Origin of the sequence: Vibrio hepatarius, assembly GCF_001274785.1 — a bacterium.
GTDB classification, from domain to species: Bacteria; Pseudomonadota; Gammaproteobacteria; order Enterobacterales; family Vibrionaceae; genus Vibrio; species Vibrio hepatarius.
Genome location: NZ_LHPI01000008.1, coordinates 33,934 through 59,677, shown reverse-complemented (window position 1 = coordinate 59,677; position 25,744 = coordinate 33,934). Strand labels below are relative to the sequence as shown.

Here is a 25,744-nt window from a genome sequence, read left to right as displayed (position 1 = left end):
AAGATCGCTTACGGAGCGAGCTTGGCCACGTTTTCGATCAACTCCGCTCTCAATTGCAACTCTTCTTCCTCGGTCAGCTTGCCACCGTTATCACTTGTGATGATAAATAAATCCTCGGCACGCTCACCAATCGTGGTGATTTTCGCGGCATGAAGATGCACGCCTAAATCGGCAAATGTAGCGCCGACTGTCGCCAGTAATCCTGGTGTATCCAGAGCAACAAACTCCATTAACGTGCGTTTTTTACTCTTGGTCGGCAAAAAGTCCACCTGAGTTTTCACCTTAAAGTGTTGCAACTTACGTGGTATACGGCGCGTTTTAATCTTCGTCGGACGACCATCTTTCAGCACGTGAACCAAATGCTTGATCACTGCTTTGTGACGGTCTTCTTCGATCACGTTGCCATGCTGGTCGAGAACCATAAAAGTATCGAGTACGTAGCCGTCTTTACTCGACATGACCTGAGCGTCGTGTACGTTAAGATTACGACGGTCTAACTCTGCCACTACTGTTGCAAACAGGGCATGTTGGTCTTTGCTGTAAACAAACACTTCTGTGCCGCCTCGGGTCGCTTTCTTGGAGATTAAGATCAGCGGTTTAGAGTGGTCGTCATGGCGCAGCAGGTGCGTACAGTGCCAGGCGATTTGTTTATGGGTATGGCGCAGGAAGTAGTCCGCTTTAAAACGTTGCCAGAGCACTTCAATTTCTCGTGCGCTAAAACCTTCTTTACGCAGCAGAGCCGATGCCATTTGCTGGTTATGGCGAATACGCTCGCGTATATCGACAGGATTTTCTAAGCCGCGACGCAGTGCTCGTTGCGTTGAGTGGAATAGCTCGGCCAGCAGGGTACGCTTCCAACTGTTCCAAAGCTCAGGGTTGGTCGCGCAAATATCCGCAACCGTCAGACAAACAAGGTATTCAAGGCGTTCTTCGTCGCGGACTTGTTTAGCAAATTCGGTGATGACTTCTGGGTCGTAAATATCACGGCGCTGCGCGGTGACCGACATCAATAAGTGGTTACGCACCAGCCAAGATACCAGTTTAGCCTCTGGTTTTGACAGGCCGTGTTCAATACAGAAATCATACGCTTCTACTTCGCCGATCTCTGAGTGGTCTCCGCCACGACCTTTACCGATGTCGTGGAAAATGGCCGCTAGAATAAGCAGCTCTTTTTTCTGAATGCGCGGGTACACTTCGCAGCAAATTGGATGCTTATCGTGGTTTTTAGCGTAGCTAAAAGTATTGATGTGCTTGAGCAAACGTACGCTGTGTTCATCCACGGTGTAAACGTGGAAGAGGTCAAACTGCATCTGACCGACAATCTGGCTCCATTGCGGTAGATACGCAGCAAGTACGCCTAACTTGTGCATCAGGCTAAAGGCTTTGTGCAGCGCATTAGGATGGCGGCACAATTCCATGAACTTTTCTCTCGCGGCAGGCATCGTATGTAGGAACTTATTGAGTCGACGGCGTGCAGTACGCAACTGTCGCATAGTCGGCGGTGCGACCCCTTCGATAGTCGAGTCATTAGCGATATGCAGGAACATATCCAGAATGGTTTCTGGACGCGCTTGGAATAATGCTGGCTTTCTCGCTTCGATTAGGTGACCACGACGCAAGAAGTCGTCGCTGAGGATCTCTGGTTCGCTTTCGATACCGTTGTCGAGAATCGCTTGGTCGAACAGTTTAAGTAGCATTTTGTTGAGTTCGGCGACACGTCTTAGTGTGCGGTAGAACTCTTTCATCATTTTCTCGACTGCTTGGTTACCTTCGCCTTGGAAACCTAGGCATTCCGCTACCTGAGCTTGGTGAGCAAACGTCAGGCGGTTGTCGTAGCGTTTTAACTGTAAATGTAATGCGAATCGTACTCGCCAAAGGAAGTCCTGACACTCCAACAGCTCACGGTATTCGGCATCGGTCAAAAAGCCGAAGTGGCTCATTTCGAGCAGAGAGGTCGCGCCAAAGTGACGGCGGGCAATCCAGCTTAAGGTATGGATATCACGCAGGCCACCCGGTGTTGATTTGATATCCGGCTCAAGATTGTAGGTCGTGTCGTGGTAACGCGCGTGGCGTTCACGCTGCTCTTGAACCTTCGCTTGATAGAACTGCTCGCTGGGCCAGAATGACTCCGAATGAATCACCACTTTCAGTTGGTGGAAAGTATCCTCACAGCCACACAGTAGTCGAGCTTCTTGCAGGTTTGTGGCAACAGTTAAGTCTTCGCGGCCAATGGTTGCGCACTCTTCAATGCTGCGCACCGCGTGGCCCACTTCGAGTTTTAAATCCCAAAGCAGGGTAATAAATTCGCTGACTTTTGCGGCCAGAGACTCGGGTAACGATTTACGCGAAATAACAAGAATATCGATGTCAGAAAGCGGGTGTAGTTCGCCACGGCCATAGCCGCCGACGGCGACAAGGCTAATGTTCGGTAGGGAAGAAAAGCCAAAGTGGTTCCATAGCCTGTTGAGCATCAAATCAATGAACTCCGCACGACCTAATACGAGATCGGTGACCGGATGATGATTGAGAAATTCCGTTTTCTGGTACTCAGCAAACGCTTCGAGTTGGTTTTTTAGCTCACTAATGGTGATCTGGTGATCTTCTAAAGTCAGCGGTGATTGAATAGGCATATAGCGAGTCCGTGCAAAATATCCTGATTGGATTCAATCTAACAAAATAGGGTTGTAAGAAAAATAACTATTTGGCTTCTCAATAAGCGAGGCAGGCACAAACATGGTCAATCAAGATAGCGATAAAGTCGTGAGGATAGATAAAAAATATCCCCGCCGAGGCAGGGATATCGAAACATCTATTAAGCGTTGTTCATAACGCGAGGGATGGTGTCGTCACTGCGCAGTGTCAGCACTTCACAACCTGTAGCGGTAACAACGATGGTGTGTTCGTACTGTGCCGATTTCTTACCGTCGCCTGTGTAAACCGTCCAGTCGTCTTCCGCGTCTACGCTCACGCCGAATTTACCTGCGTTGATCATTGGTTCGATAGTAAAGCACATGCCTTCTTTTAGTACGCGGCGGTCGTTGTTCTTGTAGTGAACTACTTGTGGTTCTTCGTGGAACTCGTTACCGATACCGTGACCACAGAAGTCCTTCACGATTGAGAACTTATTACGAGGGTTCTTTTTGTTGTTCTCTTTGATGTATTTTTCGATTGCCGTACCGATATCACCCACAGTTGCGCCTGGTTTCACTTTGCGCATACCCACGTAAAGCGCTTCTTGAGTCACTAGACATAGGCGCTTATCCGCTGGGCTTACGTCACCAACAAGGAACATTTTCGACGTGTCACCGTGGTAACCTTCTGGGCGGACAGACAGATCTGCATTTTCGTCGTTTGGTACGATAACCGTGATATCGATGTTGATGATATCGCCGCTTTTCAGTACTGCAGGTTTCACCTGACCGTTGCTACCTTTTTCATCCTGTGATGCAGGAATACCGTGGCAGACGATATGGTTGATTGAAGTACAGATTGATTTAGGGAAACCATGGTAATCAAGCGGAGCAGAGTACGCACCTCTCTCTAGAGCGTAATCGTGACAGATTTGGTTGAGCTCATCTGTCGTCACACCTTCTTTCACATGTGGTTCAATCATCTCTAGAATTTCAGCGGCTAAAGCACCCGCTTTGCGCATACGTTCGATTTCTTCAGCTGTTTTTATCTTGATTGACATCGGCTATCTCTACTTTATTCAATTGCACCTTTTCGTGCGATTCGGCGCATTCTAACAGGAAGATGTCAGAATGTGTAATTGTGACCATCATTGAGACGGGTAGATATTATAATGGATGGCTGGCGATTTAGCGTTTTCTCCATGACGCCCGTCTGTTTTTTTACTAGCCAGATACTAGGGAAATATGGTATAAAGCGCGCCGGAATGTGCACCGTTCTCTCCGTCAGCATAAGCTAAGCGGCGAAGCTGTTTACTTCCAACTAAACTTATATCTTTAAATCACACACATTCCGTCACATGTTCCGGGGTGCTGAGCAGAAGCTCAGTCGGAATTATGGGGGATGTGGAGGCCTAACCCCATAGAGGATTTTAAAATGGCAACTGTATCAATGCGCGATATGCTGAAAGCTGGTGTTCACTTCGGTCACCAAACTCGTTACTGGAACCCAAAAATGAAGCCATTCATCTTTGGTGCTCGTAACCGCGTTCACATCATCAACCTAGAAAAAACTGTACCAATGTTCAACGAAGCTCTAGCTGAACTAGCTAAAGTTGGCGAGAAGAAAGGTAAAGTTCTATTCGTAGGTACTAAGCGCGCTGCATCTGAAGCTGTTAAAGAAGCTGCAATCGCAAGCAACCAGTTCTACGTAAACAACCGCTGGTTAGGCGGTATGCTTACAAACTACAAAACTGTTCGTCAGTCAATCAAGCGTCTAAAAGATCTTGAAGCTCAAGCTCAAGACGGTACTTTTGACAAACTAACTAAGAAAGAAGCTCTAATGCGTACTCGCGAAATGGAGAAGCTAGAGAAATCTCTTGGTGGTATCAAAGATATGGGCGGCCTACCAGACGCTCTATTCGTAATCGACGCTGATCACGAACACATTGCGATTAAAGAAGCTAACAACCTAGGTATTCCAGTATACGCTGTGGTAGATACTAACTCTAACCCAGACGGCGTTGACTACATCATCCCAGGTAACGACGACGCGATCCGCGCAGTTCAACTATACCTAAACGCTGCTGCATCTGCAGTAACTGAAGGTCGCAACAAAGACGTTGCAGTAGTTGCTGAAAAAGACGGTTTCGTAGAAGCTGAATAATAGCGGCTCTGTGTCACACTTAGTTTATGTGAAACCTTGTTGTAGCATAGACTAAGTTATAGTTAGCATCGGGGGCCGACAATGTAGGCCCCTGTTTTTTACCTTATTCGAATCAAACGAGGAATAGAGAATGGCAACTGTAACTGCTGCTCTAGTTAAAGAACTTCGCGAGCGCACTGGCGCTGGCATGATGGAATGTAAGAAAGCGCTTGTAGAAGCAAACGCTGATATCGAACTAGCAATTGAAAACATGCGTAAATCAGGCGCAGCGAAAGCAGCTAAGAAAGCTGGTAACGTTGCAGCTGAAGGCGCAATCATCATCAAAGAAGAAAACGGCGTTGCTGTTCTTCTTGAAGTTAACTGCCAAACTGACTTCGTTGCTAAAGACGCTAACTTCACAGCTTTCGCTGAGAAAGTAGCTGAAGAAGCACTTGCATCTAAAGTTGCTGTTGAAGAACTAGTAGCTAAATTCGAAGAAGAGCGTGTTGCTCTAGTTGCTAAGATCGGCGAAAACATCAACATCCGTCGCGTACAGTACGTTGAAGGCGCTGCAATCGCTTCTTACCGTCACGGTGAGAAAATCGGTGTAGTTGTTGCTGGTGAAGGCGACGCTGAAACTCTTAAGCACGTTGCTATGCACGTAGCTGCTTCTCGTCCAGAGTACGTAAACCCAGAAGACGTACCAGCAGACGTAGTTGCTAAAGAGAAAGAAGTTCAAGTTGAAATCGCTATGAACGAAGGCAAGCCTGCTGAGATCGCAGAGAAGATGGTTGTTGGCCGCATGAAGAAATTCACTGGCGAAATCTCTCTAACTGGTCAAGCGTTCATCATGGAACCTAAGAAAACTGTAGGTGAAATGCTGAAAGAAAAAGGCGCTTCTGTTTCTACGTTCGTTCGCCTAGAAGTTGGTGAAGGTATCGAGAAAGGCGCAGAAATGAGCTTCGCTGAAGAAGTAGCACTAGCTCAGAAAGGTTAATCCTTAGAGACTTGTGTAAGTATTAGACCGTAGCTCAGGCTGCGGTCTTTTTACGACTAACAAGTAATCGATTAACCGTGATGAATGCATACAGCTTTTCTGTGTTTATTCATGACTGTTAATCAAAAAACTCTCTTTTGGAAGGTAAAGTCCATGACTACAAACCCTAAACCTGCATATCAACGTATTCTGTTAAAATTGAGTGGTGAAGCGCTTCAAGGCGAAGACGGTTTTGGCATCGATCCAGCGATCCTTGATCGCATGGCACAAGAAGTGAAAGAGCTGGTTGAACTAGGCGTTCAGGTTGGTGTAGTTATCGGTGGTGGTAACCTGTTCCGCGGTGCTGGTCTGGCTGAAGCTGGTATGAACCGTGTAGTTGGTGACCACATGGGTATGTTGGCTACAGTGATGAACGGTCTTGCAATGCGTGACGCTCTGCACCGTGCATACGTAAACGCTCGTGTAATGTCTGCAATTCCTCTAAAAGGTGTGTGTGACGATTACAATTGGGCAGACGCAATCCGCGAACTTCGCCAAGGCCGTGTAGTGATCTTCTCTGCGGGTACGGGTAACCCATTCTTCACGACGGATTCAGCTGCGTGTCTACGCGGTATCGAAATCGAAGCAGACGTCGTTCTTAAAGCCACTAAAGTAGATGGCGTATTTACGGCAGACCCAGTAGCAAACCCAGACGCAGAGCTGTATGATAAGCTGACTTTCGCTGAAGTTCTTGATAAAGAGCTAAAAGTGATGGATTTGGCAGCATTTACACTGGCACGTGACCACAAAATGCCAATCCGCGTATTTAACATGAACAAACCAGGCGCACTACGCCGCGTGGTTATGGGTGAAGCAGAAGGCACGCTAATTAGCACTGCTGAATAATAGAATTCAACCGCAGCAAATGAATATCCTTGCTGCGGTATTGCCTTTTGAAGAATCCTGTTTAGGCTTTCTTCTAGAAGAATTACATAATTAAGGTGATATTGTGATTAACGAAATCAAAAAAGACGCTCAAGAGCGTATGGACAAAAGCGTCGATGCACTAAAAAACAACCTGTCTAAAATCCGCACAGGTCGTGCACACCCAAGTCTACTATCTGGTATTTCAGTAGAGTACTACGGTGCAGCAACGCCTCTTAACCAAGTGGCAAACGTAGTTGCAGAAGACGCTCGTACTCTAGCAATCACTGTTTTCGACAAAGAGCTAACGCAAAAAGTTGAAAAAGCGATCATGATGTCTGACCTAGGTCTAAACCCAATGTCTGCGGGTACTATCATTCGTGTACCACTTCCACCGCTAACAGAAGAGCGTCGTAAAGACCTTGTTAAGATCGTACGTGGTGAAGCTGAAGGTGGCCGTGTTGCTATCCGTAACATCCGTCGTGACGCTAACAACGACCTGAAAGCGCTGCTAAAAGACAAAGAAATCTCTGAAGACGAAGATCGTAAAGCTCAAGACGAGATTCAAAAACTGACAGATGCTGCAGTGAAAAAAGTCGACGAAGTGCTTGCGGCGAAAGAAAAAGAGTTGATGGAAGTATAATTATTCATAAACTCGGCTTATTAAAGACGCTGTGCTCGCAGCACAGCGTTTTTTTATGCTACTCTCTGACCTTTGCTGACAATCTACCTACCTCTTTATGCAAAATCCACAACTCTCACCAGAACAACTTCCTCAGCACATCGCGATAATTATGGACGGCAACGGCCGCTGGGCAAAAGCTCAGGGAAAACCACGCGTTTTTGGCCATAAAAATGGTGTTGCAGCAGTAAGAAAGACAATTTCTGCCTCTGCTAAGCTTGGCATCAAAGCGATCACTCTGTTTGCTTTCAGCAGTGAGAACTGGCGTCGTCCAGAAGAAGAAGTGGGTGTATTGATGGAACTCTTCATTACGGTGTTAACCACTGAGGTGAAGAAGCTGCACAAAAACAATTTACGTCTGCGTGTTATCGGTGATACGGCACGTTTCAATGACAGGTTGCGTAGTAAGATAGCTCAAGCTGAAGCCCTAACCGAAAATAACACAGGTATGGTTGTCAACATTGCTGCTAACTATGGTGGCAAGTGGGATATTACCGAGGCGACCAAAGCACTCGCAGCGAAAGTGGCCGCAGGAGAGCTGCAGGCCAGCGAAATTACTGAAGAATTGATTACCCAGCATTTGACCATGTCGGACTTGCCTGAAGTGGATCTGATGATTCGTACCAGTGGCGAGTGCCGTATCAGCAACTTTATGTTGTGGCAGATGGCTTATGCAGAGCTCTACTTTACGCCAATTTACTGGCCTGAGTTCGATGAAAACAGCTTAATTGAAGCAGTGACTTGGTTTGTTAACCGTGAAAGGCGTTTTGGCTGCACCGGTGAACAAATCAAGGCATTGATGGAAAGCGAATAAAGGATCCAAGTTTGAAACAAAGAATAATAACAGCACTCATCCTTGCGCCATTAGTGATCTTAGGAATTTTTGAGCTCTCATTACCGATGTTTGTCGTCGCCGTTGCTGCGATTATGTTGATTGGTTATTGGGAGTGGACTCAGTTTGTTGAGTCAAAATCTCGTGCGCTAGCATTGATCCCCGCGTTAGCGGTCAGTGCGTTAAGCCTCGCATTTATCCCGTTCGATTCGGGCAGTCTTAACTTAGTTCTAGAGCCTCATTACCTAATCTTGGCGATAGGCTGTGTTTGGTGGGTATCGGCCAGTGCGTTGGCGATCACTTACCCTAAATCTTCATCTTTATGGCAGCACTCAACACTTCTTCGTCACGCATTCGGTGTGCTGACGCTACTACCGTTTTTCTGGAGTGTGCTGTTATTACGTGCTGAAGGTATCGAAACTGAACCTTACCATGGTGCTAAACTAGTACTGTACGTCTGCTTAATTGTTTGGGCTGCTGACAGTGGTGCTTATTTCGCGGGTAAGAGCATGGGTAAGCGCAAAATGGCGCCAAATGTTAGCCCAAATAAAACCATTGAAGGACTAGTTGGCGGGATCATTACCGCAATTTTGGTCGGGTGGGGCGCATCAACTTGGTTTGATATCGAGTTTTCAAGCCCGCAGGTAATGATAGTGATTACATTGATCACCGTAGTTATTTCAGTGCTGGGTGATCTAGTTGAGAGTATGTTCAAACGAGTTTCTGGTATCAAAGACAGCAGTAACATCATTCCAGGTCACGGTGGCGTTCTTGACCGTATCGACAGCCTGACTGCAGCATTCCCCGTTTTTGCATTTCTTTACTTCATTCTGTAGGCGAGCTTCGGCTTGCCTCAACCACTTATCGGTTTCTTGCTATGCGTAAGTTAACAATTCTTGGTGCTACTGGCTCTATCGGTGCGAGTACATTTAAAGTTATCGAACAAAATCCTGAGCAGTTTTCTGTGGTTGCGTTGGCAGCAGGAAGCAACGTCGAAAAAATGCGTCAACTGTGTCAGAAGTGGCAGCCAAAATACGCAGTCATGGCGTGTGACGATGCGGCGCTACAGCTAAAACACCAACTGTCAGAGCTGAAAGTGAATACCGAAGTGCTGGCAGGTGTGGACGCTATGTGCCAAGTCTCTGCGATGGATGAGGTGGACACCGTCATGGCAGCGATTGTCGGTGCGGCAGGCTTGTTACCGACGATGGCGGCGGTCAAAGTGGGTAAACGCGTTTTATTGGCCAACAAAGAAGCGCTTGTGATGTCTGGGCAACTGTTTATCGATGCGGTCAAGCACTCGGGCGCCGAGCTAATGCCTGTCGATAGTGAACACAATGCGATTTTCCAATGCTTACCAAGCCAGATTCAGACTAACCTCGGTCGCTGTGACCTCGGGCAAGAAGGCATTCAACATATTCTTTTGACCGGTTCAGGTGGCCCTTTCCGTTACTGTGATATCGATACGCTTAGTAGCGTAACTCCTGAGCAGGCGATCGCGCATCCAAACTGGTCAATGGGACCAAAAATCTCAGTCGATTCCGCAACCATGATGAACAAAGGCTTAGAATACATCGAAGCTAAATGGTTGTTTAATACCTCTCGCGAGCAGCTGAAAGTGGTTATCCACCCGCAGTCGGTGATTCACTCCATGGTGCAGTACCAAGATGGTTCCGTGCTGGCGCAAATGGGTGAGCCGGATATGGCGACGCCGATTGCATTGACGCTGTCTTATCCAAATCGAGTTTCGGCTGGTGTGGCGCCGCTCGACTTTACACAAGTCGGAGAACTGACCTTCCTTGCTCCAGACTTTAACCGTTATCCTTGCTTGAAATTAGCCATTGATGCTTGTTACGAAGGGCAACACGCAACGACCGCGTTGAATGCGGCTAACGAGGTAGCAGTCGCTGCATTCTTAGACCGAGCACTCTCTTTCACCGATATCGCGGTTGTCAATGAAGCGGTTCTGTCGAAAGTGTGTGCTGGCTCGACTCGCGCGCACTGTAGCGACTTGGAAAGCATTCTCGAGCTAGATAGAATGGCAAGGGTATTAGCTACCGAGATAGTGAGTGAGCGTAAGTTATGACAGGTATCTTGTGGAACTTTGTTTCTTTCATTATCGCATTAGGTATTCTGGTCGCCGTTCATGAGTTTGGCCACTTTTGGGTGGCGCGTCGTTGTGGTGTCAAAGTAGAAAAGTTTTCTATCGGTTTTGGTAAATCCATCTGGAGCAAAGTCGGTAAAGACGGTACAGAATACAGCCTGGCGGTGATTCCGTTAGGTGGTTACGTCAAAATGTTGGACGGGCGCGTAGATGATGTGCCGGAGTCTGAACAGCAGTTTGCCTTCGATAAAAAGCCATTATGGAAGCGTAGCGCGATTGTGGCCGCAGGCCCAGCGTTTAACTTCTTGTTCGCCATCGTTGCTTACTGGTTAGTTTTTATCATCGGCGTACCAGCGGTAAAACCTGTCGTTGGTCCAATTACCCCTTATTCTATTGCTGCGGATGCAGGGTTAGAACAAGGGATGGAACTTAAGTCTATTTCTGGCGTCAAAACCGCAGACTGGGAATCGGTCAATATGGGGCTGATTTCTCATATCGGCGATGATCGTCTAACCATGACGGTCGCCCCTGCAGATGGCGTTGGAGTTGAGCAAACCCTCACATTTGACTTAACGGATTGGAACTTTGACCCCGAGCAGCAGTCTGCTATGTCAGCGCTTGGATTTGTGCCATTCACACCAGAAATCTCAACCAAGCTAGTGAACATCTCGCAAGACAGTGCGGGAGCGCGTGCTGGTTTGCAAGTAGGGGATACGATAGTCGCAATTAACGGACAAGCCATCACTGGCTGGCAACAAGTTGTCGACTCGATCCAGCAACACCCCAATAAATCGTTGCAGTTAGAAATTTTACGTGAGGCTGAACGTCTCGACATCACCATTATTCCTGACAGTCGTGAGGTTAAGGGTAAAGGTGAAATTGGTTTTGCAGGCATCGCTCCAGAAGTAGCAGAGTGGCCTGAAAGCTACCGTTTTGACTTACAGTTTGGCGCTGTAGAGTCAGTCGGCAAAGCGATTGAAAAAACCGGACAAGTGATTGGGCTAACCATCAGTATGTTGAAAAAGCTGATTGTTGGCGATGTAGGATTAAACAACCTGAGCGGACCAATCTCAATCGCGAAAGGAGCAGGAACCACCGCCGACTACGGACTGGTATATTTCCTCGGCTTTCTAGCGCTGATTAGTGTTAACTTAGGGATCATTAACCTTGTACCGTTACCGATGTTGGATGGCGGACATTTATTGTTTTTTGCTATTGAGGCTGTAATCAGACGTCCTGTTCCTGAAAAAGTCCAGGAAATGGGATACCGCATCGGCGGGGCAATTATCTTCTCTCTTATGGCAGTGGCGATTTTCAATGATTTTGCTCGTCTTTAAACGAGGCAAAGGTTGTAGTAAGGAATAACTAAAACACATATGGCGATGAAAAAGATTCTGTTTGCCACGTTGCTAGCAACTAGTGTAAGCGCAAATGGTGCTGAGAACTTTGTTGTTCAGGATATTCAGGTAGAAGGTTTACAACGTGTTACGTTAGGTGCGGCATTATTGAATATGCCAGTACGTATCGGTGACTCGATTGGCAATCAAGATGTTTCACAGATCATCCGAGCGCTGTATGCGTCGGGTAACTTTGAAGATATCAAAGTACTGCGCGAAGGTGATGTACTTGTCGTTCAAGTTAAAGAACGTCCAACGATTTCCAGTATTTCTTTCTCTGGCAACAAAGCGATCAAAGAAGAGCAGTTAACGCAAAATTTAGAAGCGTCAGATGTTCGTGTGGGCGAAGCGCTCGATCGCACTACGTTGGCAAACATCGAAAAAGGTTTGGAAGACTTTTACTACAGTGTTGGTAAATACAACGCGAACGTAAAAGCGGTAGTGACACCACTACCACGAAACCGTGCTGACCTTAAGTTTGTCTTCTCTGAAGGCGTTTCTGCCAAGATTCAACAAATCAACTTTATCGGTAACGAAGTCTTTACCGATGACGAACTTTTGAGCCGTTTTGAGCTTAACGTTGATGTCTCATGGTGGAACTTCCTTGCAGATGATAAGTACCAGAAGCAGGTATTGGCAGGGGATTTGGAAGCACTGAAATCCTACTACCTCGACCGTGGTTATCTGAAATTTAAGATAGATTCTACTCAAGTCTCAATTTCTCCTGACAAAAAGGGCGTATACGTATCCTTAGTATTAGACGAAGGCAAGCCTTACACCGTTAAGGATGTGAAGTTCCGCGGTGACCTTCCGTCTGGAGAAGAAGAGTTTGAGAAACTGGTTACCTTTGAAATGGGTGAGCTGTATAACGGCTCTGCGGTAACAAGCCTAGAAGAAAACGTTAAGCGACAACTAGGTGAAGCAGGTTACGCGTACCCGCAAGTCCGTACCATTTCAGAGTTTGACGATGAAACTCAAGAAGTCTCACTGGTGGTTAACGTTGAGTCTGGTAAGCGAATTTACGTGCGTGATATCCGCTTTGTCGGCAACAACGCGACCAAAGATGAAGTGTTGCGTCGTGAAATGCGTCAAATGGAAGGCAGTTGGCTGAACTCTAAGTCGATTGAAACAGGCAAAAACCGTCTTAACCGCTTAGGTTTCTTTGAAACGGTTGACGTGCAAACTGTGCGTGTTCCAGGCAGTGAAGACCAAGTCGATCTGGTTTACAGCGTTAAAGAAGCAAACTCAGGCAGCATTAACTTTGGTATCGGTTATGGTACTGAGTCAGGTGTGAGCTTCCAGGTCGGTCTGCAACAAGATAACTTCTTGGGTACGGGTAACCGCGTTGGTGTCAGCGCGATGATGAACGACTACCAGAAAAACGTTAGCTTGGACTACCGCGACCCATACTGGAACCTTGATGGTGTCAGCTTGGGCGGTAAAGTTTTCTACAACCAGTTTGAAGCTAAAGAAGCGGGCATCGTTGACTATACCAACGAAAGTTACGGCACCAGTTTAACTTGGGGTTTCCCGTTTGATGAACTGAACCGTTTTGAGTTTGGTGTTGGCTATACCCACAACAAGATCGGTAATGTACCGACTTACGATCAGGCGCAGTTATTTGCCCAAAGTATCGACCAAGCAGACGGCGATATCATCACCAACGATTTTGACGTTAACGTCGCTTGGACGCGTAACAACTTGAACCGTGGTTATTTCCCAACGGCGGGTAACTACCAACGTGCTTTTGCGAAAGCGACGGTACCGGGTTCAGACGCGCAGTACTTTAAAGTGCAATACGACGTACGTCAGTACATTCCGCTAACCAAGAAACATGAATTTACGCTATTGATGCGTGGTCGTTTAGGTTACGGTAATGGTTATGGCCAAACGGATGGTAACGACAACTTGTTCCCATTCTATGAAAACTATTACGCAGGTGGTTTTACTACCTTACGTGGTTTCCGCTCGAACAGTGCGGGTCCAAAAGCAGTATACACAGTTAACAGTAACCCGATTTTGTGTTCTACCGATTCGTGTGTGAACGCAACGGATGACTCGGTTGGTGGTAACGCCGTGGCGTTGGCAAGTATGGAACTGATTGTTCCAACACCATTTGCTTCTGACGAAGCGCGCAGCCAAATCCGTACCAGTGTGTTTATCGATGCGGCGAGTGTTTGGGATACCGAGTTTGATTATGACTCAGCCTACGACGGCCAACGTTACTACGATGATTACTCGGATCCGACAAACTACCGCGCATCTTACGGTGCAGCGCTGCAATGGATGTCTCCTATGGGACCATTGGTGTTCTCGGTAGCGAAACCAATCGAAAAATACGAAGGTGATGATGAAGAATTCTTCACTTTCACCATCGGAAGAACCTTCTAATACAGAGGAAAATATAGTGAATAAAATGATTAAAGCGGCTGGTCTAAGCCTTCTAGTGATGACGTCTTCAATGTTTGCAAATGCTGCTGAAGCGGCGCAAAAAGTTGGCTACGTAAATACAGCGCAAGTATTCCAAGCTCTTCCTCAGCGTGAAGTTGTTGCTCAAAAAATGCAAAGCGAGTTCAAAGACAAGGTTGATGAACTAAAATCAATTCAAGCTCAAGCTAAGACTAAAATTGAAAAGCTTAAGCGTGATGGTGAGTTGCTTGGCGACGACCAGATCGAAAAACTGCGTATTGAGATCGCTCAGCTAGACAGCAAATACAAAGTAAAAGCTCAAGCTCTAGAGCAAGCAACTGCTCGTCGCGAAGCGCAAGAGAAGCAAAAACTATTTAAAGTTATTCAAGACGCAGTTAAGAAAGTGGCTGAAAAAGAAGGTTACGACCTAATCGTTGATATCCAAGCAATGCAATACGGCAAGCCTGAATACAACATTTCAGAAAAAGTAATCAAACAACTTAAATAATAAATTATGACTACAATTTCTTTGGCCGATTTGGCTAACATTACCGGGGGCGAGCTGCACGGGGATGCAGAAGCCACAGTTACTATGGTTGCGCCAATGGACAAAGCGCAAGAAGGTCACGTGACCTTCTTGTCTAATCCAAAATACGCGAAGCATTTACCAGAATGTAAAGCGACTGTTGTGATGGTTAAACAAGCACAGCTAGAAGCTTGTGTTGGCAACGCTTTAGTTGTCGATGACCCGTACGTTGCGTTTGCAAAAGTCGCGCAAGCTCTAGATACGACGCCAAGTCCTGCTGAGCAGATTGCTCCGTCAGCGGTTGTGGCGGCCGACGTAAAAATGGGTGCGAACGTATCAATTGGTGCTAATGCGGTGATTGAGTCAGGCGTTGAACTTGCTGACAACGTAGTGATCGGTGCAGGTTGTTTTATCGGTAAAAATGCGTCTATCGGTGCTAACACTAAACTTTGGGCAAACGTTAGTATTTACCATGAAGTGGTTATTGGTAGCGATTGTTTGATTCAAGCTAATACCGTCATCGGCTCTGACGGTTTCGGCTACGCTAACGACAAAGGCGAATGGATTAAAATCCCTCAACTTGGTACGGTTCGCGTCGGTAACCGCGTGGAAATTGGTTCATGTACCACGATTGACCGTGGTGCGTTGGACGATACGGTCATCGAAGATAACGTCATTATTGATAACCAAATGCAGATCGCACACAACGTACACATCGGATATGGTACTGCCATGGCTGGTGGTACGATTGTTGCTGGCAGCACTAAGATTGGTAAGTATTGCATTATCGGTGGCGCGTCAGTGATTAATGGTCATATTGAAATCACTGATGGTGTAACGATCACTGGTATGGCGATGGTGATGCGTAGTATCGAAGAGAAAGGTATGTACTCTTCGGGTATTCCATTGCAAACCAATAAAGAGTGGCGAAAGACGGCTACTCGTGTTCATCGTATTGACGAAATGAACAAGCGCCTGAAAGCTGTCGAGAAGCTAATGGAGCAGAAAGAGGAGTCATAATCCCTTTCTGATTGAAAAGGCTCGCGAAGTGCGGGTCTTTTTCGTCTATAATGCTGCCACTAAAAAAATAACATATTGGGTGTGTTTACCCTTTCTAGATGGTGTTTACAACCGACTGGGTTTCGCTGCGAAATTTCAACACACCTTAGCATTCAACATAGGAATATGACTTTGACTACTGAAAAGAAAACGATGAACATCACTGAAATTCAGGAACTGTTACCTCATCGCTACCCATTCTTACTGATTGATCGCGTAACGGATTACCAAGAAGAAAAATACCTAACGGCAATTAAGAACGTTTCAGTGAATGAACCTCAGTTTACAGGTCATTTCCCTCAGCTACCTGTATTCCCAGGTGTACTGATCTTAGAAGCAATGGCACAGGCAACGGGTCTGCTGGCATTTAAATCGTTCGGTGCTCCAACAGAGAATGAGCTGTACTACTTCGCTAGCGTAGACGGTGCAAAATTCCGTAAGCCTGTGACTCCAGGTGACCAACTAGTGATCGAAGTAGAATTTGTAAAAGAGCGTCGCGGCATTGCTGCATTTAACGGTGTAGCGAAAGTTGACGGTGACGTAGTATGTTCTGCAGAACTTAAATGTGCTCGCCGAGAGTTTTAATATGATTCATGAATCTGCTCAAATTCACCCATCAGCGGTTATCGAGGGTGATGTAACCATAGCTGCGAATGTGACTGTTGGTCCATTTACATACATTTCTGGTACTGTTGCTATCGGTGAGGGTACAGAGGTTATGTCTCATGTGGTTATCAAAGGTCGTACGACCATTGGTAAAGAAAATCGCATCTTTCCTCACGCGGTAATTGGTGAAGAAAACCAAGATAAGAAGTACGGTGGCGAAGAAACGACGGTTGTTATCGGTGACCGCAACGTTATCCGTGAAGCGGTACAGATCCACCGTGGTACTGTGCAAGACAAAGCAACTACGGTGATCGGCGACGACAACCTGCTTTGTGTTAACGCTCATATCGCCCACGACGTGATTGTTGGTAACAACACTCATATTGGGAACAATGCGATCCTTGGCGGTCACGTGACCGTTGAAGACTCAGCGGGTGTTATGGCGCTGTCGGCAATTCACCCATTTTGTAAAGTGGGCGCGTTTAGTTACGTTGGCGGCTGTTCTGCGGTCGTAAAAGACGTACCACCTTATGTTTTGGCGCAAGGTAATCACGCGACACCATTTGGTCTTAACTTGGTTGGCCTGCAGCGTAACGGTTTTGAGAAAGACGAGCTGCGAGCACTGCGCAACGCATACAAAGAGTTCTACCGTTCAGGTAAAACTCAAGCAGAAGCAAAAGAAGTCTTAACTGAGATGGCACAACAATGGCCATCGATTAAGCACTTCCTAGACTTCGTGGAAACTTCTGAGCGTGGCGTTATTCGCTAAGCTTAGTAAGTGATTGATTAAAAAGATCGTAGCCGTTAGGTTACGGTCTTTTTGTGTTTTTATACCAATAGAGTTGAATGATTGGATATGGACAGACCATTACGAGTAGGCATTGTCGCTGGCGAATTGTCAGGTGACACGCTAGGCGAAGGCTTTATCAAAGCCGTTAAACAGCAGTATCCTGACGCAGAGTTTGTCGGTATCGGCGGACCTAAAATGATCGCGCAAGGCTGTCAGTCACTTTTCGATATGGAAGAGTTGGCCGTCATGGGGCTGGTTGAAGTGCTTGGTCGTTTACCGCGCCTGTTGAAAGTGAAAGCGGAGCTTGTGAAGTTCTTCACCGATAACCCACCAGACGTCTTTATTGGTATTGATGCACCTGATTTCAACTTGAGATTGGAGTTAGACCTCAAGCAAGCCGGGATCAAAACTGTGCACTACGTGAGCCCTTCGGTTTGGGCATGGCGTCAAAAGCGCATTTTCAAAATTGAAGCAGCAACCAATTTAGTGCTGGCATTTCTACCGTTTGAGAAAGCGTTTTACGACCAATACAAGGTGCCGTGTGAGTTCATTGGCCATACGCTTGCTGATTCGATCCCGTTAGTCTCTGAAAAAGCGCCAGCGCGTGAGTTACTGGGTCTGGAGCAAGACAAAACATGGCTTGCGGTTCTGCCGGGAAGCCGTGGCAGCGAACTGAAAATGCTCTCTCAGCCTTTCATCGAAACTTGTCAGAAACTTAAACAAAAGTACCCAGAACTTGGCTTTGTTGTCGCTTTGGTTAATCAAAAGCGCAGAGAGCAGTTTGAGCAAGCTTGGCAAGAGTTTGCGCCGGAGTTGGAATTCAAGTTGGTTGACGACACCGCGCGTAATGTGATTACCGCCTCTGATGCCGTGATGCTTGCTTCGGGTACGGTTGCACTCGAATGTATGTTGATTAAACGTCCGATGGTGGTGGGTTATAAAGTTAATGCATTTACCGCTTTTCTTGCGCGTAAGATGCTGAAAACAAAATACGTTTCTCTGCCAAACATTTTAGCCGACCAAGAGCTGGTTAAAGAATTTCTTCAGGAAGAGTGCACGGTCGATAACCTCGCGGCTGAAGTGGAACGCTTGCTTGGTGAAGAAGGCAACCAAATGGTCGACAAGTTTACTGAAATGCACCATTGGATCCGCAAAGATGCCGATAAACAAGCGGCAAAAGCGGTTCTCCATTTGATTGGCAAAGATTACGAATAGTTATGACAAAAGAAAACAAAGAACTTCCCCCATTTGAGTACCCGCAAGGCTATCAGTTGGTGGCGGGTGTCGATGAAGTCGGGCGTGGGCCTTTGGTCGGCGACGTGGTCACCGCAGCGGTTATTCTGGATCCGAACAACCCAATCGAAGGGTTAAATGACTCGAAAAAGCTCTCAGAGAAGAAGCGCTTAGCTTTGTTACCTGAAATTAAACAGAAAGCACTCGCTTGGTCTGTGGGACGTTGCTCTCCAGAAGAGATCGACCAACTCAACATCCTGCAAGCGACTATGGTGGCGATGCAGCGTGCGGTCGAAGGTTTGAACGTGACTCCGGATTTGGTATTGATTGATGGCAACCGTTGCCCACAATTGCCAATGCAATCGCAGGCTGTCGTTAAAGGCGATTTACGCGTGGCAGAAATCAGCGCCGCGTCGATTATAGCCAAAGTCGTCCGCGACCAAGAAATGGAAGAATTAGATAAGCAGCACCCTGAATTTGGTTTTGCCAAACACAAGGGATATCCAACCAAAGCCCACTTTGAAGCCATCGAGCAGCACGGCGTGATTGACCAACACCGTAAGAGTTTCAAACCAGTGAAGCGCGCCCTTGGTCTAGAATAAGTCAAACGGAGATATCGCTTACGGAATTAGGGTATATCTCCGATCTTATATCACGTAAAATACCGAGATTATCTTTCCGATTAAGCACTATTTGCGGAACCATTCATGTCAGATCCTAAGTTTATCCACCTTCGAGTACACAGTGACTTTTCCATGGTTGATGGCCTTTCCAAAGTGCCACCTTTGGTTAAGAAAGTGGCTGAAATGGGAATGCCCGCCGTTGCCCTGACCGATTTTACTAACCTATGTGGTTTGGTGAAGTTTTACGGCACGGCGCATAGCTGCGGTATCAAACCCATCATTGGCGCCGATTTTGCGATGCAATCCGATGAGTTTGGCGACGAGCTTACCAAACTGACGGTCATTGCTGCCAATAATGCCGGCTATAAAAACCTGACCTTATTGATTTCGAAAGCATACCTTCGTGGTCACGTGCAGCACCAACCTGTGATTGATAAGGCCTGGTTAGCCGAACTGGCGGAAGGCTTGATTATCTTGTCGGGTGGTAAAAGCGGTGAAATTGGTCGAGCGCTGCTGAAAGGCAACCAAGCTATCGCGCAAAGCTGTGTCGAATTCTATAAAACGCATTTTCCTGACCGCTTTTATCTTGAGTTAACGCGTACGGGCAGAGCGGACGAAGAGAGCTATCTGCACTTTGCGTTGGAATTGGCTGAGCAAGTCGAGTTACCGGTTGTCGCCACCAATGATGTGGTGATATTGGACGAATCATTTTTTGACGCCCACGAAATTCGAGTTGCGATCCACGACGGCTACACCTTAGAAGACCCTCGTCGACCAAAGAACTACAGCCCTCAGCAATACCTGCGTAGCGAAGAAGAGATGTGCGAGTTGTTCGCAGATATTCCTGAAGCGTTAGAAAACAGTGTTGAGATTGCTAAGCGCTGTAACGTGACAGTGCGTCTTGGCGAATACTTCCTGCCTGCATTCCCAACTGAAGGGATGGAAGAGACCGAGTTCTTGGTGAAGAAATCGGAAGAAGGCTTAGAGGAGCGACTCGAGTTTCTATTCCCAGACGAAGAAGAACGTGCGAGACGCCGCCCAGAATACGATGAACGTCTGAAAGTCGAACTCGAAGTGATTAACAACATGGGATTCCCAGGTTACTTCTTGATCGTAATGGAGTTCATCCAGTGGTCGAAAGATAACGATATTCCAGTTGGTCCGGGGCGTGGTTCGGGTGCCGGTTCTCTCGTGGCTTACGCGCTGAAAATCACTGACTTGGACCCGCTTGAATACGATTTGCTATTCGAACGTTTCCTTAACCCAGAACGTGTTTCGATGCCCGATTTCGACGTCGACTTCTGTATGGATAAGCGAGACCGCGTGATCGACCACGTAGCGGAAATGTATGGCCGTGATGCGGTATCGCAGATCATCACCTTCGGTACTATGGCAGCCAAAGCGGTAATTCGTGACGTTGGCCGTGTACTAGGTCATCCGTTTGGCTTCGTTGACCGCATTTCAAAACTGGTACCGCCAGACCCAGGGATGACGCTTGAAAAAGCCTTCAAAGCCGAGCCAGCATTGCCAGAGCTGTATGAAGCCGACGAAGAAGTCAAAGAACTGATCGATATGTGTCGCATTCTTGAAGGCTGTACACGTAACGCTGGTAAGCACGCAGGGGGGGTTGTAATTTCACCCACCACGATTACCGACTTCGCGCCAATCTATGCGGACGCGGAAGGCCACTTCCCGGTTACTCAATTTGATAAGAATGACGTAGAAACCGCTGGTCTGGTTAAGTTTGACTTCTTGGGGCTACGAACCCTGACCATTATCGACTGGGCGTTGGGGTTGATTAATCCACGTTTGGAAAAAGAGGGCAAACCTCCGGTTCGTATTGAGTCAATTCCACTCGAAGACGAAGCGTCATTCCGATTGCTACAAAACTCCGAAACTACCGCGGTATTCCAGTTGGAATCGCGTGGTATGAAAGAGCTGATCAAGCGCCTACAACCTGACTGTTTCGAAGATATCATCGCACTGGTAGCCTTGTTCCGCCCAGGTCCACTGCAGTCGGGCATGGTAGATAACTTTATCGACCGTAAGCACGGCCGTGAAGCGGTCTCTTATCCAGATGAAAAATGGCAACACGAGTCACTTAAAGAGATCCTAGATCCAACGTACGGCATCATCCTGTATCAGGAACAGGTCATGCAGATTGCGCAGGTCTTGTCTGGTTACACCTTGGGTGGCGCGGACATGCTGCGTCGTGCAATGGGTAAGAAAAAGCCGGAAGAGATGGCTAAGCAGCGTGCTACTTTCGAAGAAGGTGCGGTGAAGAACGGCATCGACGGCGAACTGGCGATGAAGATCTTCGACTTGGTAGAAAAGTTCGCGGGTTACGGCTTTAACAAGTCGCACTCTGCCGCCTACGCGCTGGTTTCTTATCAAACACTGTGGCTGAAAACGCACTTCCCAGCTGAATTTATGGCAGCAGTAATGACCGCCGATATGGATAACACCGAGAAGGTCGTCGGCCTTGTTGATGAATGTTTCCGTATGAAGCTCAAAGTGCTGCCACCGGATATCAACTCGGGCTTATACCGCTTTAACGTGGATGAAGATGGCGCGATTGTCTACGGTATCGGTGCGATTAAAGGTGTTGGTGAAGGCCCAATTGAAGCGATCTTAGAAGCGCGTAATAAAGGCGGCCATTTCAAAGATCTATTTGATTTCTGTGCGCGAATTGACTTGAAAAAAGTCAACAAACGCGTGATTGAAAAACTGATTTATGCGGGCGCGCTGGACCGTCTTGGTCCACACCGCGCTGCGATGATGGCGTCATTGAATGATGCGGTAAAAGCGGCAAGCCAACACCACCAAGCCGAAGCGTTTGGTCAAAGTGACTTGTTTGGCGTATTGACCGAAGCGCCGGAAGAAGTCGAACATAAATACATTAAAGTTGAGCCTTGGCCTGAAAAGGTATGGCTTGAAGGTGAACGCTCGACACTCGGCCTGTATTTGACCGGACACCCAGTAAATGCTTATCTGAAGGAACTAGGTAAGTACACCAGTTGTCGACTAAAAGACGCGACCCCGACAAGGCGCGATCAAAGTGTTACAGTGGCAGGTCTGGTGATTGCTGCTAGAGTAATGACAACCAAGCGCGGTACGCGAATCGGTATCATGACCTTGGACGACCGAAGTGGTCGTATGGAAGTGATGTTATTCTCCGATGCGCTGGAAAAATATGCGGAACTGCTAGAAACTGACAGAATTTTGGTCGTTTCGGGACAGGTCAGCTTTGATGATTTCAATGGTGGTCTTAAAATGTCGGCGCGTGAGGTTATGGACCTTGGCGCTGCACGCGAAAAATATGCGCGCGGATTATCTGTTTCGATTGATGAATCTCAAATCGACGGCCAGTTTTTTGAGCGCTTTAGTAAAATTCTAGAGCCTCATAGGGCGGGGACGGTTCCTGTCCATGTATACTACCAACGTAGCGATGCTCGAGCACGTTTAACGTTAGGTACAGAATGGCGAGTAACGCCAAGCGACGCATTATTAGATGATTTAAAACAGCTACTTGGGAAAGGCCAGGTAGAACTCGAATTTAACTAAATTCGGTCAAAGTACCGAATCAAAAAGGATCTATAGATGAGCCTGAACTTTTTAGAATTTGAAAAGCCTATCGCAGAACTAGAAGCTAAGATTGAAGCACTTCGCGACGTATCTCGTCATGGTGGTGATTCTGGCGTAGATCTGGATAAAGAGATCGAACAACTAGAGAAGAAAAGCTTAGAGCTTAAGAAAAAGACCTTTAGCGACCTTGGTGCGTGGGAAACTGCTCAGCTTGCTCGCCACCCGCTACGTCCATACACGCTTGACTACATTGAGCACGTATTTACTGAATTCGAAGAACTCGCTGGTGATCGTGCATACGCAGACGACAAAGCGATTGTTGGTGGTATGGCGCGTCTAAACGGCCGCCCAGTGATGATTATTGGTCACCAAAAAGGTCGTGAGACAAAAGAGAAAGTAAAACGTAACTTTGGTATGCCAAAGCCAGAAGGTTACCGTAAAGCGCTACGCCTGATGGAAATGGCTGAGCGTTTTAACATGCCTATCATCACTTTCATCGACACCGCAGGTGCTTACCCAGGTGTTGGCGCGGAAGAGCGTGGTCAGTCTGAAGCAATCGCGAAGAACCTAAAAGTGATGGCTGGTCTTAAAGTGCCAGTAATCTGTAACGTTGTTGGTGAAGGCGGTTCTGGTGGTGCACTAGCAATCGGTGTGGGTGATTACGTAAACATGCTTCAGTACTCAACGTACTCAGTAATCTCTCCAGAAGGTTGTGCATCTATCCTATGGCGTGATTCAGATAAAGCGCCACAAGCTGCAGAAGCGATGGGTCTAACGGCTCCACGCCTGAAAGAGCTTGAGCTTATCGACCAAATCATCGAAGAGCCTCTAGGTGGTGCGCACCGCGACCACGTTAAGATGGCTGCGAACATGAAAGCGAATCTACTTAAGCAGCTAGAAGAGCTAGAACAGTTCGACACTGACGCACTACTTGAGCGTCGTTACCAGCGTCTAATGAGCTACGGTTACTGCTGATAAACTGACGTAATGATTTGAAAAAGGCTGAACTTAGGTTCAGCCTTTTTGTTTTTGGGTATAGACTTAAGCCAAATATTTTTCCGACACGGCGTTATGAATCTCTATCAGACTTTTTCTACCATCATTGACCGCTACTATGCCCCGAATACGCGTATTGTTCTGGCGTTCAGTGGTGGGGTTGATTCGCGAGTCTTGTTGGATTTGTTAGCGCAATATAAGGATGAAAAACAGGCAGATTGCCTTGCGGTGTATGTGCACCATGGCTTGAGTTCCAACGCCGACGACTGGTTGGCAAAGTGCCAAACATGGGCGATACAGTCAGGGATCGATTTTATTGCCGAGCATGTCCAGCTCAACTCCAATGGAGAAAGCCTTGAAGCGTGTGCGCGAGAGGCGCGTTACCAAGCGCTGAGACAACATCTTGACGCGAATGATTTACTGCTGACCGGGCAACATAGTGACGATCAGGTGGAAACCTTTTTACTGGCACTCAAACGTGGCAGTGGACCCAAAGGTCTGTCCGCGATGGGGGAAGCAACCGCGTTGGGGGCGGCAACCATTGTGCGTCCACTCTTGAGCGTGAGCCGCGCTCAAATTGAACGCTATGCCCTGCAACAAGGTTTGCAGTGGGTGGAAGATGAAAGTAACCAAGACACCCGTTTCGACCGTAATTTTATTCGCCATCAAATCTCGCCACTACTAACTCAGCGGTGGCCGCATTTTGCTCAATCGGTCAATCGCAGTGCTCAGTTATGCGCTGAACAGGAGCTGCTGATTGAAGAGCTGCTTCAAGACAAGTTACAGGCGGGAGTAGCAAAAGACGGCAGTCTGGATATCACATTGTTGAGCTCGGTAAGTGAGTTATCTCGTGCAAGACTGATTCGAATGTGGCTGGCGCAGCAGAACATCCGAATGCCAAGTCGTGAGCACCTCGGACAGATCTGGCATCAAGTCGCGCTGGCAAAACAGGATGCAAATCCAAGCTTAAACCTAGCCGATGGGCAAGTTCGCCGCTTTTCCAATCGGTTATACACCGTCACTAAATACGCAGATATTACCGACTGGCAATCAGCTGTTACTATCAATCAAGTATTATCGTTGCCAGATAATTTAGGTCATTTGTTACTGAAATCGTGTTCTGCGGGACATTTGTCTCAGCATGCTCTAGCGCAGGGAGAGCTAAAAATCACCTTTAACCCAGAGGGGTTGAGTGCACATCCGGCTGAGCGCGGACACAGCCGTAAGTTAAAAAAACTGTTTCAAGAATACGGGGTGCCAAGTTGGCAACGCCGCCGGATGCCGATTCTGATGTGTGGCGATAATGTTGCCGCGATAGCAGATTTGTTTATTGATCATCAATTTACAGGTCAGGATTGTGAACTTATCTGGGACAAGTGCTCAATAGTTGTGTAAAAATCTAATAAATAAAACACCTATAATAAATTGGGTTTTGTAACCCTAGGAACAATAAGGAAGAGCAATGAAAAAACTCGCTATTGGAATGGTACTTGGAATGAGCCTTTTTGCTGGTCAAACACTGGCGGCAGGTGATGCAGCCGCTGGACAAGCGAAAGCAGCAGTGTGTGCAGCGTGTCACGGCGCAGATGGTATTGCAGTGATTCCTGGCTACCCAAATCTAAAAGGCCAGAATGAGCAATACATCATTTCATCTATCAAAGCGTACAAAAACAAAGAGCGTAACGGCGGTCTTGCAGCAGTCATGCAAGCACAAGCTGCAATGCTTAACGATGCGGACATTGCCAACCTAGCGGCTTACTACTCAAGCCTTAAGTAATTAGACATTCGGTTTAATTAAGCCTGAGCCTTCCATGCTCGGGCTTTTTATTGCCTGAATAACATGGGATAATAAGCGAAATCGCAAAAAGTTTAAGGGATGAACAATGAAGAAGATTGAAGCCATCATCAAACCGTTTAAGTTAGACGACGTTCGTGAAGCATTGGCGGAAGTAGGTATCACGGGTATGACAGTATCTGAAGTGAAAGGCTTCGGTCGTCAGAAAGGACACACTGAGCTTTACCGTGGTGCGGAATACATGGTCGACTTTCTACCAAAAGTGAAGTTAGAGATTGTGGTTACTGATGACGTGGCTGAGCAGTGTGTCGATACTATCGTTGAAACCGCTCAAACTGGTAAGATCGGTGACGGCAAGATTTTCATCACAGATGTGGAGCGCGTAGTGCGTATCCGTACTGGTGAAGAAGACGAAGACGCAATTTAATCGTTAT

22 protein-coding genes are annotated in these 25,744 nt (G+C 47.1%); 20 read left to right on the top strand and 2 right to left on the bottom strand.

Features of this window, described 5'->3' with window-relative positions; all coding sequences use genetic code 11:
• Positions 1-8: 8 nt before the first annotated feature.
• Together glnD and map are read right to left on the bottom strand one after the other, a co-directional pair.
• Positions 9-2,630, bottom strand: coding sequence for a bifunctional uridylyltransferase/uridylyl-removing protein GlnD (gene glnD, locus AKJ31_RS09705; protein ID WP_053408897.1), 2,622 nt, complete (start codon positions 2,628-2,630; stop codon positions 9-11).
• Positions 2,631-2,812: 182 nt separating this feature from the next.
• The gene (gene map / locus AKJ31_RS09700) at positions 2,813-3,691 is read right to left on the bottom strand and encodes a type I methionyl aminopeptidase (protein ID WP_053408896.1); all 879 of its coding nucleotides are present in this window, start codon (positions 3,689-3,691) and stop codon (positions 2,813-2,815) included.
• Positions 3,692-4,065: 374 nt separating this feature from the next.
• On the opposite strand from map, the gene rpsB reads away from it, so the two are divergent.
• The 20 genes from rpsB to glnB all read left to right on the top strand — a co-directional run bounded on the left by rpsB (position 4,066) and on the right by glnB (position 25,737).
• Positions 4,066-4,794 (top strand): 30S ribosomal protein S2, encoded by a 729-nt coding sequence (gene rpsB / locus AKJ31_RS09695; RefSeq protein WP_053408895.1) that lies wholly within the window; start codon positions 4,066-4,068, stop codon positions 4,792-4,794.
• 130 nt (positions 4,795-4,924) lie between these two features.
• Positions 4,925-5,770 (top strand): translation elongation factor Ts, encoded by an 846-nt coding sequence (gene tsf, locus AKJ31_RS09690; protein ID WP_053408894.1) that lies wholly within the window; start codon positions 4,925-4,927, stop codon positions 5,768-5,770.
• 153 nt (positions 5,771-5,923) lie between these two features.
• Positions 5,924-6,655: a UMP kinase gene (gene pyrH / locus AKJ31_RS09685; protein WP_053408893.1), complete on the top strand. Its 732-nt coding sequence runs from the start codon at positions 5,924-5,926 to the stop codon at positions 6,653-6,655.
• Positions 6,656-6,758: 103 nt separating this feature from the next.
• A complete protein-coding gene (gene frr / locus AKJ31_RS09680; protein ID WP_053408892.1) occupies positions 6,759-7,316 on the top strand; it encodes a ribosome recycling factor in 558 nt (185 codons plus the stop codon).
• Positions 7,317-7,413: 97 nt separating this feature from the next.
• Positions 7,414-8,169 (top strand): undecaprenyl pyrophosphate synthase, encoded by a 756-nt coding sequence (locus AKJ31_RS09675; protein ID WP_053408891.1) that lies wholly within the window; start codon positions 7,414-7,416, stop codon positions 8,167-8,169.
• An 11-nt stretch (positions 8,170-8,180) separates the two neighbouring features.
• The gene (locus AKJ31_RS09670) at positions 8,181-9,023 is read left to right on the top strand and encodes a phosphatidate cytidylyltransferase (RefSeq protein ID WP_053408890.1); all 843 of its coding nucleotides are present in this window, start codon (positions 8,181-8,183) and stop codon (positions 9,021-9,023) included.
• A gap of 41 nt (positions 9,024-9,064) precedes the next feature.
• Positions 9,065-10,273, top strand: coding sequence for a 1-deoxy-D-xylulose-5-phosphate reductoisomerase (gene ispC / locus AKJ31_RS09665; RefSeq protein WP_053408889.1), 1,209 nt, complete (start codon positions 9,065-9,067; stop codon positions 10,271-10,273).
• Positions 10,270-11,628, top strand: a complete 1,359-nt coding sequence (rseP, locus tag AKJ31_RS09660; protein WP_053408888.1) for a sigma E protease regulator RseP — start codon at positions 10,270-10,272, stop codon at positions 11,626-11,628. The genes ispC and rseP overlap by 4 nt, the downstream gene beginning before the upstream one ends.
• Positions 11,629-11,667: 39 nt before the next feature.
• Complete coding sequence (gene bamA / locus AKJ31_RS09655; protein WP_053408887.1) at positions 11,668-14,079, top strand: outer membrane protein assembly factor BamA; 2,412 nt, start codon at positions 11,668-11,670, stop codon at positions 14,077-14,079.
• Between the two features lie 16 nt (positions 14,080-14,095).
• Positions 14,096-14,605 (top strand): OmpH family outer membrane protein, encoded by a 510-nt coding sequence (locus AKJ31_RS09650; RefSeq protein WP_053408886.1) that lies wholly within the window; start codon positions 14,096-14,098, stop codon positions 14,603-14,605.
• 6 nt (positions 14,606-14,611) lie between these two features.
• Positions 14,612-15,643 (top strand): UDP-3-O-(3-hydroxymyristoyl)glucosamine N-acyltransferase, encoded by a 1,032-nt coding sequence (lpxD, locus tag AKJ31_RS09645; protein WP_053408885.1) that lies wholly within the window; start codon positions 14,612-14,614, stop codon positions 15,641-15,643.
• Positions 15,644-15,814: 171 nt separating this feature from the next.
• Positions 15,815-16,267, top strand: a complete 453-nt coding sequence (fabZ, locus tag AKJ31_RS09640; RefSeq protein WP_053409095.1) for a 3-hydroxyacyl-ACP dehydratase FabZ — start codon at positions 15,815-15,817, stop codon at positions 16,265-16,267.
• 1 nt (position 16,268) lies between these two features.
• On the top strand, positions 16,269-17,057 hold the full coding sequence (gene lpxA, locus AKJ31_RS09635; protein ID WP_053408884.1) for an acyl-ACP--UDP-N-acetylglucosamine O-acyltransferase: 789 nt from the start codon (positions 16,269-16,271) through the stop codon (positions 17,055-17,057).
• An 87-nt stretch (positions 17,058-17,144) separates the two neighbouring features.
• Entirely contained in the window at positions 17,145-18,293 is a 1,149-nt protein-coding gene (lpxB, locus tag AKJ31_RS09630; RefSeq protein ID WP_053408883.1) for a lipid-A-disaccharide synthase, read from the top strand.
• Between the two features lie 2 nt (positions 18,294-18,295).
• Positions 18,296-18,913, top strand: coding sequence for a ribonuclease HII (gene rnhB, locus AKJ31_RS09625; protein WP_053408882.1), 618 nt, complete (start codon positions 18,296-18,298; stop codon positions 18,911-18,913).
• Positions 18,914-19,018: 105 nt separating this feature from the next.
• The gene (gene dnaE / locus AKJ31_RS09620) at positions 19,019-22,498 is read left to right on the top strand and encodes a DNA polymerase III subunit alpha (protein WP_053408881.1); all 3,480 of its coding nucleotides are present in this window, start codon (positions 19,019-19,021) and stop codon (positions 22,496-22,498) included.
• Between the two features lie 36 nt (positions 22,499-22,534).
• The gene (gene accA, locus AKJ31_RS09615) at positions 22,535-23,494 is read left to right on the top strand and encodes an acetyl-CoA carboxylase carboxyl transferase subunit alpha (RefSeq protein WP_053408880.1); all 960 of its coding nucleotides are present in this window, start codon (positions 22,535-22,537) and stop codon (positions 23,492-23,494) included.
• 96 nt (positions 23,495-23,590) lie between these two features.
• Complete coding sequence (gene tilS / locus AKJ31_RS09610) at positions 23,591-24,910, top strand: tRNA lysidine(34) synthetase TilS (protein WP_053408879.1); 1,320 nt, start codon at positions 23,591-23,593, stop codon at positions 24,908-24,910.
• A gap of 67 nt (positions 24,911-24,977) precedes the next feature.
• The gene (locus tag AKJ31_RS09605) at positions 24,978-25,292 is read left to right on the top strand and encodes a c-type cytochrome (RefSeq protein WP_053408878.1); all 315 of its coding nucleotides are present in this window, start codon (positions 24,978-24,980) and stop codon (positions 25,290-25,292) included.
• A 106-nt stretch (positions 25,293-25,398) separates the two neighbouring features.
• Positions 25,399-25,737: a nitrogen regulatory protein P-II gene (glnB, locus tag AKJ31_RS09600; RefSeq protein WP_053396781.1), complete on the top strand. Its 339-nt coding sequence runs from the start codon at positions 25,399-25,401 to the stop codon at positions 25,735-25,737.
• Positions 25,738-25,744: the final 7 nt, after the last annotated feature.